This is a genomic window from Microbacterium sp. NPDC097977, assembly GCF_040302605.1.
Taxonomy (GTDB): Bacteria; Actinomycetota; Actinomycetes; order Actinomycetales; family Microbacteriaceae; genus Microbacterium.
This window is the reverse complement of the sequence record NZ_JBEOUR010000041.1, coordinates 24,024-32,877: the sequence shown is the minus strand read 5'-3', so window position 1 is coordinate 32,877 and position 8,854 is coordinate 24,024. Positions and strand designations below refer to the sequence as shown.

The 8,854-nt window shown below is 68.8% G+C and carries 3 protein-coding genes; all 3 read right to left on the bottom strand.

The genetic code is table 11. The features are described 5' to 3' along the window. Window positions 1-72: 72 nt before the first annotated feature. The 3 genes from ABTZ43_RS10750 to ABTZ43_RS10740 all read right to left on the bottom strand — a co-directional run bounded on the left by ABTZ43_RS10750 (window position 73) and on the right by ABTZ43_RS10740 (window position 8,771). Window positions 73-2,604, bottom strand: coding sequence for a right-handed parallel beta-helix repeat-containing protein (locus ABTZ43_RS10750; protein ID WP_350538779.1), 2,532 nt, complete (start codon window positions 2,602-2,604; stop codon window positions 73-75). Between the two features lie 165 nt (window positions 2,605-2,769). After that, on the bottom strand, window positions 2,770-3,384 hold the full coding sequence (locus ABTZ43_RS10745; RefSeq protein WP_314093811.1) for a CDP-alcohol phosphatidyltransferase family protein: 615 nt from the start codon (window positions 3,382-3,384) through the stop codon (window positions 2,770-2,772). A 98-nt stretch (window positions 3,385-3,482) separates the two neighbouring features. Continuing rightward, complete coding sequence (locus tag ABTZ43_RS10740) at window positions 3,483-8,771, bottom strand: PKD domain-containing protein (protein ID WP_350538778.1); 5,289 nt, start codon at window positions 8,769-8,771, stop codon at window positions 3,483-3,485. Window positions 8,772-8,854 lie beyond the last annotated feature (83 nt).

The following is an 8,854-nucleotide window of genomic DNA, read 5'->3' as shown; positions in this document are numbered from 1 at the left end:
CAAGGAGGGTGGCAACCTGCTGCTCCTCGACGAGCCGACCAACGATCTAGGAGCGCCCGGTGCGGGCGTGGATCAGGGGAACCGCGCCCCGATCGTCGGCGTCGAAGATCCGAGGATGCTCGCGACGATGCCCGGAAGACCACGGGTCGCCGCCGTGACTCCCGCGAGCAGTCGCCCGGAGGGGTCGGTGACCGGTCGCCCCTCGACGGCCGTCGAGTTCGCATCCTGTCCGGTCGTGGAGCGGTAGCTCTGCCAGGTGGTGAACACATAGGGGTCCACGTTGGCGGTGCCGCGCGACCACACGACGAACCAGGTCGGTGCGCTGGCGCTGTTGCGCTGGATCACGTTGCCGTCCGAGCTGATCCTGAGCTCGGCGGGGGTGTACCGGTGGGTATAGTCCTCGATGCACACCGTGCAGTTGCCCGAGCTCTCGCCGATCACATTGTTGCCGATCGAGATGTCGCGGATGAGCCAGGGCATCGTCGCGTCCGGGAACGGACGTCGCGAGTTGTGACCCGGCACCGCCGCATCCGTCGAGCTGCGGCTGTCCTGCACGATGTTGACCGCGCGATCGCCGCCGATGATCGTGTTGTTCCAGAGGTTCACAGCGCCGGTGTTGTTGATCTTGACGCCGTTGCCGACGTTGCGCAGCACCAGGTTGTTCACGAAGTCGATCTTGTTCGAGAGCTCGAGGAACGCTCCCGCTCCCCTGTTCTCCACGAAGTCGGAACCCGCGATCCGCACGTCGTACACCGACTGGTCGAGCCAGAGTCCCGGTCCGTCGTTGCGGAGCATGGCGGAATCAGTGACGGTGACGCCACGCGACTTCGTGATCTTCACGCCCCCCGAGACGGGTGCGGTGTTGAAGTGCTCCGCATTGTTCTCGAGGGAGAGCAGATCGTCGATGACGAGAGCGTCGGCGTAGTTCGCTCCGAGACCCATGAGGCCGTTCCGCGCCAGGGTGACATCACGGATCGTCGCGTTCGCGGCACCCACGAAGAGCCCGGTCGTCGCGGTGTCGTAGATGACGACGTTCTCGAGGGTCGCCCGCGGCGCTTCCACGGTGACCGCACCCATCATCCAGACCGACGTCGCGTAGTTGCGCACGCCGATCCCGCGCACGACCGCACCCTCGCCGCGCAACGACAGCGCCTTCGTGAGGGTGGAGGTGCGTACCGTGCGACCGGTCGGATCGCTGCCGAGGTACAGTCGGTCGGCTGCGACATCGGTGAAGAACGTGCCGGCCTTGAGCGCTGCGAGCGACGCGACCTCGGCCTGGGCGACGCCGTCGATCCACACCTGCTCGGGGTGGGCGGCCATCGGGTACGCCGGGTTCAGCCACTTCCACCCGGCGGCGGTGCCGTCGGACTCGCCCCGGGTGAAGGACGGCGTCGAATCGAAGTCATACTTCCAGTCGGCGCTGAACCAGCGACCACCGGAGGACTGCCAGTTCTTCAGCGTCGTGGCGCCGTCGAACCAGACGGCCTCACCGGGGTACGACTGGATCGTGATCTTCTTGCCGGAGGGGACCACCACCGACTCGGCATACGAGCCAGCCCGCAGGACGAGCGTCGCTCCGGAGGCGGCCCGGTCGACCGCCGCCTGCACCGACGCGAACGGCGCCGCCGATGTACCGGTGCCGGTGGACTTGCCGGTCGGGCTCACGAACAGCGCGCCCGCGGGCACGGGGTACGTCGTCGTGCCCACCGCCGCGGATCCCGCTCCGGTTCGCGCGCCCGTCACGTTCCACGCCGGAGCGTTGCCGGCGGGAGTCGTCGGCGGAGTCGGCGGAGTCGGGTTAGTCGGCGGTTTCGGCGGTGTCGGGTTGGTCGGGTTGGTCGGGTTGGTGGGGTTGGTCGGAGGCGTCGGCGTCGTCGCCTTCTTCGTCGTCACCCGCAGATCGTCGAACAGCGTCGTGAGGGTCGGCGTGCTTCGCGACACGTAGACGCGAACCCCCATCCGCCCGCTGGCGGTGAGGCGCTTCGCAGAGCGATCCGTGACGGAGAGCTTCCAGGTGGTGGGTTTCGCGCCGACCGCACTCACGCGCGCATCGACGGCGACGGCCGTCGACCCCGAGAGCCGGGTCTCGAGCACGAACGGCATGCCCGCCTTGACGCGCAGCTCCGGCACGGTGGTGTGCCCGAGCGTCGTCTGCACGCCCGCGTTGACGCGCTGCGTCTCGAGCAGCACGACGCCCTTCGGATCGATGCGGAGCTGCGTCTGATAGAAGCCGCCGGTGGTCACTCGCGACTGCAGACTGAGATAGACGCCGGCACCCGACTTGGGCAGCTGCGGCAGCGTGAAGACCGTCGATTGCGTGGAATCCGCGGCCGTGATCCCGACCGGGCGGGCCGTCGCTGTGGCGCCGGCCGCCACCGCTCCGATCTTTGCCCTGCCATTGGCGACCGAGAAGGATGCCGTGCTGGACACCTCGTACGTGGTGCCGGTCGCCGCGGCGCCGAGGCCCTTGACGACCGTACGACTCATGGCGTCCTGCAGGAGGACGACGTCGGCCGGCTCAGCGGCCGCGACGGGGGACACGGTCGCGACGGACAGAAGGAGTGCGGACAGCGATGCGACGAGCGGGAGGGTACGTGAACGCATGGGGGAGCTCCGATGTGCTTCTCTTCACTGCAAGGGTCGGGTGTAGCAGCGCAGACATCCGACGTCGGTGGCGGATGATACGGCGGACTATAAAGATATGCCCTGAATGATACCTGTGCATCAACTGAGAGCAACCCAGTCCGCGAAGAGAAGAGCCCGACTCCGTCAGCCGAGCGCGGACATCTTGCGGAACCACACCGCGAGCGCCGCCGCCAGATACAGGAGCGCAGCGAGGGCGAGCAGGCTGTAGACCACCACGAACCCCGGCGCCCATCCCCAGAACACGAAGGCGACGCAGAGGACGCCGTAGTCCGTGGGCAGTCCGAGCAGCGACCTGACGAGCGAGAAGCCACCCGACTCCGCCGCCTGCGGGACACCTCGCTTGCCGCGGAGCAGATCGTTGAGGATCATCCCGAAGAAGGTCACGGTCGAGACCACCGCGAACCCCAGCGGAACCAGCAGCCAGAGCTCGGAGGTCAACGGGAAGAACCGGTACCAGCCGATGGCCACGGCGATCGGCAGAGCCACGAGCTTCGTGGAATCCAGCACGTGATCGAGCCACTCCCCCGCGAGAGAGCCCCCGCCGCGCAGCCGAGCCACCTGTCCGTCGGCGCTGTCCCAGGCGTAGCCGATCGCGAGCAGCAGCCACACCACGACACCCAGGACGATCGACGGCGGGACCGTGGCCAGCAGGACGATCCCGGTGAAGGTGAACGCCGCGCTGATCAACGAGACCTGATTGGGCGTGAGCCCGACCGTGTACGCCGCGGCCGCGATCACACGCCCCACGGGACGGTTGACGAAGACCGAGTACGCGGGGGCCCCACGGGCCCGGCCCTTCTGTGCGGCGGCCAGGCTCCGGTAGGCGTCTGAGAAACTCAGGGGGTCACTCCTCGTGCGATGAAGTTGTCGAAGGTGACGGTGTACGGGACGCTGGTGAAACCGGATCCCGCGTAGGTCGACAGTCCGACGTAGCCTGCACTCTGCAGCGCTGCGGTGGAATCGGTCGTGGAGACCTGCCAGGTGGCCGGTTCCGGCGATCCCGCCGCCCAGATCTTACTCTGGACCGTCGTCGTCCCGGTGCCGAATGCCTGCACTCGCACGTTATATACCGTCCCGGGGACGAAGGTGAACCCGGTCAGGTTCTGCGACACCAGCGCCGTACCGCCGCGGGCGAGCTGCGCCTGCACCGATCCGTCTGCGGCGATGAGCCACCGGGCGCGGTAGTCGTCCGAGCCGACGACTCTCGCGAGAGCCGTGACGTAGACGCGGGCGCCCGTGGGCAGAGCCGGAGCACTCACCGTGAACGTCATGTCCGTGTTGGTCGAGGTGGCGGAGTTCAGCGTCGCGGTGCGGGTCTGCCCCGCGGCCTGCGTCGTGAACTTCGCCGCGCCGTTGTCGATCGACACGTTCGCGACACCGCTGGTCTGCGTCCACACGCCGCCCGTCTGCGCCGTCCCCAGCGTGCCGTTGGCACGACCGAAGTCGTCGGCGGCGAACCCGGCGGCCGCCGCAGCCACCACCGTGACCGCCTTGGTCGAGACGTTCACCGCGCCGGCGTTGTCGGTGACGGTGAGGGTCACCGTATAGGTGCCCGCCGCAGCGTACGGGTGCGAGGCGGTGACCCCGGTGCCCGTCGCGCCGTCACCGAAGTTCCAGGCGTACGAGGCGATCGTGCCGTCCGGATCTGTGGATGCGGAGGCGTCGAGCGCCACCGTGAGGGCGGTCGGGGTGGCGGTGAACGAGGCGACCGGGTTCTGGTTGGTCGGAGCAGCCGTCACCGTGACCGGGTTGGTCACCGTGGCCGTCGCGCCCTTGTCGTCCGTCACGGTCAGCTTCACCTGGTAGGTGCCCGCGGCGGCGTACGTGTGCGCTGCCGGCTTCGCTCCGGTCGCGGTGCCGCCGTCGCCGAACTCCCAGGCGTACGAGGCGATCGTGCCGTCGGCGTCGGTCGACGTCGAGCCGTCGACCGTGGCCGCCAGGCCGCTCACCGCGCTGGTGAACGCCGCGACCGGTGCCTGGTTCGCGGGAGGCGTCGGGCCACCCGCCGTCGATCCTGCCCAGAAGTTGTCGAACCTGGTCTGGAACGGCACGTTGGTCACGGAGCCGCCCAGGTAGACGCCGATTCCGACGTGTCCGGCCGACTGCAGTCCCGCGGTGGAGTCCGTCGTGGTCGAGGTCCAGGTGGTGGGCTCGGTCGTGCCGACCTTCCACACCTTCGCCCGTACAGTCGTCGGCGAGGTGCCGGTGGCCTCGGTGCGCAGGTGCAGCGCATCGCCCGCGTTCACGGTGAGGCCGGTGGCCACGTTCGTCAGCACCGTTCCCGTGCGCTGCAGCTGCAGCTGCACGCCGCCGGTGGCCGAGACGATGATCCGCGACTTGTAGTCCTCCGTGCCGACCCTGCGGGCCGAGGCGGTGTAGTAGGCGCTGCCGCCGGTCGGCCGCTGCGGCAGGACCACATCGACGTCGACCGCGGTGTCCGTCGACGAGACGCCGGTCAGGTACGCGTACCTCTGGGCTCCTCCGGCGGGCTGCTGGAAGGCGGCGTAGGCGCCGCTGACCAGGTAGTTGGATGCCGTGTTCGACAGAGTCCATGCACCACCGGTGTCGGCGGTGCCCAGTCCGCTCGCCGCCGTGCGGTTGAACGAATCGGAGGCGTACGTGGTCGCTCCCACGGGTGCCGTGACGGTGACGGACGCGGTCGTCTGCGAAGTGGCTCCCTCGTCATCGGTCACCGTGAGGGTGACCGTGTACGTGCCGGCGGCGGCGTAGGTGTGCGATGCCACCGTGCCGGAGCCTGCGGGGCTCGCGTCGCCCCAGTTCCAGGAGTACCCGGCGACGGTGCCGTCGGAGTCCTGAGAGGCGCCGGCGTCGACGTCGACCTTGAGGTCGCTGACCGCCGAGGTGAACGACGAGACGGGAGCCTGGTTGGCCACGGCCTGGACGATCGTGGACTCGGTGTCCGTCGCGCCCTTGTCGTCGGTGACGGTCAGGGTCACCGTGTACGACCCGGCCACCGCGTAGGTGTGGGTCGCCGTGGCGCCCGTGCCGTCAGGCGATCCGTCGCCCCAGTTCCAGCTGTAGCCGGCGATCGTGCCGTCGGTGTCGGTCGAGGCCGAGGCATCGACCGACAGGCCGAGCTTCGTCACCGCCGAGGTGAAGCTGGCCGTCGGCACGACGTTCGCGGGTGCGCCCGTGGTGCCCAGCGCGTAGTGCTGGGCGACGGTCCCCGCCGCGAGCGGCGAGAGGTAGACCGCGACCTCGTCGATCGATCCGTCGAACTCCCAGTCGCCGGGGCCCCAGGTGACGTCGCCGCCGACGTGCCAGTACCCGGTGTAGTCCTGGGCGCCGGTCTGACCGTTGGATCCCTGCTCCACGCCGTCGACGTAGAGCCGCATGCCGGTCGCGCCCTGTGTGGCGACGACCTGATGCCACTGGTTGTCGTTGTACGACGCGGAGGTCTGCAGGGTCTCGGCGAACCCGACCCAGACACCGTAGATCAGCTTGCCGTCCGGCGTCATGTAGACGTGACGGTCGTAGCCCGAGGAGTTGCCGTCCGGGCTGTTGCCGAAGCCGATGATCTTGCCGCCGGTGGTGGTGCCCGTCTTGAACCAGGCCTCCAGCGAGTACGACCGCGGGTTGGTGAAGGCGTTCCGGCTGATGACCTGGCCGCCCTCGAACGACGCCGAGGTGTTGGCGACATCGGCGAGTGCGCCCGGCGCACCCTTGCTCACGCCGCCGACGTAGTTGCCCTTCTGGTTGTAGCCCGAGGCGTCCGCCGCGACGGTGCCGGTCGACTCGCCGAGTCGCCAGTACAGTGCGGGGTCGGAGCCGTAGACGGCTGCACCGTACGCGTCGGCGGGCGCGGTCGCGCCCTCGAGCTCGCGACCGGATGCCGTGAAGTGCGACGCGACCTGCTCACGGGTCAACGGAGCGCCGTAGACGGCGACATCGTCGATCTGACCGGGGAAGAAGGCCGCACCCGCCCAGGAGGTGTCGCCGCCGACGCGCCAGTATCCGTTGTAGGCCTGTCCCGACGTGACGTCGGTGCGCTGCGCCACGCGGACGCCGTCGATGTACAGCACCATGCCGCCGTCGCTGAGGCCCGCGGACATGTAGTGCCACTGACCGTCGTTGAAGGACTCCGCCGAGCTGATCGTCTGCGACGATCCGGGGTACACGCCGAAGGTGACCCGTCCACCCGGTTCCATGTAGACGTGACGGTCATAGCTGCCGGACGTGCCGGTGGAGCTGCTGCCGAAGCCGACGATCTTGCCGCCGTCGGTCGCCGTGGTCTTGAACCAGGCCTCGAGGCCGAAGGTGTTCGGACCGGCGATCGCCGTGGTGGTCGAGGCGAAGCCCTCACCCGAGCCGTCGAACGACGAGGCCGGTCGGGTGTCGGACAGCATCGCGCCCGAGGTGCCGCGGGTCACGCCGCTGCGCACGGCGAGGTCGGATGCTCCGGCCCAGTCGTACGAGAGCGTGGCCGAGGAGTCGTCGAGCGGCCAGTAGTTCAGCGGCGCGTCGTCGAGGACCGCGGTGCGGTAGGCGCTCGGAGCCGCGGAGCCCGTGGCCGTCACGGTCGCGGTTCCACCGAGGATCGAATGTCCCTCGTTGTCCGTGGCTCTGACCCGGTAGGTGTAGCTCGTGCCGTTCGTGACGGTGGTGTCGACGAAGGCCATCGGGGGCAGTCCCCAGTCGGCCGACTTCGACCGCACGTTCTCGAAGGTCTTGACGACCACGTTGTCGCGCAGCACCTCGTACTTGAGGAACTCGCTGTCGCGGTCGAAGTTGAGGGGCCAGCTCACGCGGATCGATCCGCCGGTGAGCGCCAGCGCCGAGGCCGGCCATGCCGTGTTCCACAGGGTCGGGCCCTGGGCGTTCGTGGACTTCTCGGTCACCGCGAAGCGGGCGAGGCCCTGCTGTCCGGTGAAGTTGACGCGGGTGAACTCGCCGCCGTAGACGAGGTACTCGCTGTTCGAGCTCACCGACCACGGTCCCTGCGATGCGCCGCTGACGTTGCCGGCGTTGAACGAGGGGAACCAGTGCAGCAGCTTGGGGGCGGGGTTTCCGCCGAACTCGTGGTATCCGAGGTTCAGGCCGTACGGCGTGGTGCGCGCGACGTCCTTCGACACGGCGATGCCACGGTAGAACGACCAGGGGTCGCTCTGCGGGAAGCCGTCTTCGAGGCTGCCGCAGTAGTGCGAGTGGCCGGCCGCGTAGACCGTGTCACCCATGGGCTGGACGTCGTAGGTGTCGCCGTGGCAGTCGTTGACCCACACGAGGTCGCCGCTGGCCCAGGAGGCGCGGAAGGACCCCTCGAGGTTGCCGCCGTTGCCGAAGACGTATCCGGTGCCGTAGATGTCGTCGCCGCTGGACTTGAGCGAGAGGATGGCGGCGTCGAGTCCTGCGTTGCGCACGACGTTGTTCGCCGCGAAGGGCAGCAGCGTGGCGTCGGATGCCGACACCATCGCCAGGCCGTATCCGGGGTTGGAGCTGCCGTTGACCGTCTGGAAGTTCCCGCCGAGCACGACCTTGTCGCCCGCGGGAGAGACCGTGACGACCTTGCCCTGACGCTGCTCGAGGACCGGCGCCCAGGGCAGCAGCGATCCGCTGCGGGTGAAGGCCGCCGCACCCGAGCGGTCGTTGCCTGAGATACGTCCGAATGTGCCGGTGATGTACACGGCGTCGTTCGTCGCGGCGACGCCCGACGTGACGCCGTTGGAGTTCGGGTTGAACGTCGAGAGCGTTCCGCTCGGAAGATCGAACGCGGCGACGCGGTTGCGCGTCTGGCTGTTCACGGTCGTGAAGTCGCCGACGATGTACAGGCGTGTGCCGTCGGGCGACGCCTCGATCTGGCGCACCTGCCCGTTGATCGAGGGCGCGAACGACGTGATCAGCACACCGGTGCGGATGTCGTAGGCGAGGAGGTTCGACCGCGGCGTCTCGTTCGTGCCGGCGGCGGCCCCTGCGGGGCGGGCGCTGGTGAACTTGCCTGCCGCGTAGACCACGTTGCCGACGACGGCCTGATCCCAGACGATGCCGTTGATCTGCACGGTCGGCAGCGAATCGGCGGTGACCGTCTTCGCCTCGCCTGCCGGCGGACTCACGTCCGCCTGTGCCGGCGCGATCGCGACCAGCGATCCGAATGCGACGGCGAGCGTCATCGCGATCGCGACGAAACCCCCACGTGCGCGGCGTCCCCAAGACATTGCTGTAGTGCCCATCGTTCATCTCCCCAGATGATGGA

Coding starts and splice junctions, on each gene's coding strand:
- ABTZ43_RS10750 (WP_350538779.1), bottom strand. CDS start 2,604: ATGCGTTCACGTACCCTCCCGCTCGTCGCATCGCTGTCCGCACTCCTT.
- ABTZ43_RS10740 (WP_350538778.1), bottom strand. CDS start 8,771: ATGACGCTCGCCGTCGCATTCGGATCGCTGGTCGCGATCGCGCCGGCA.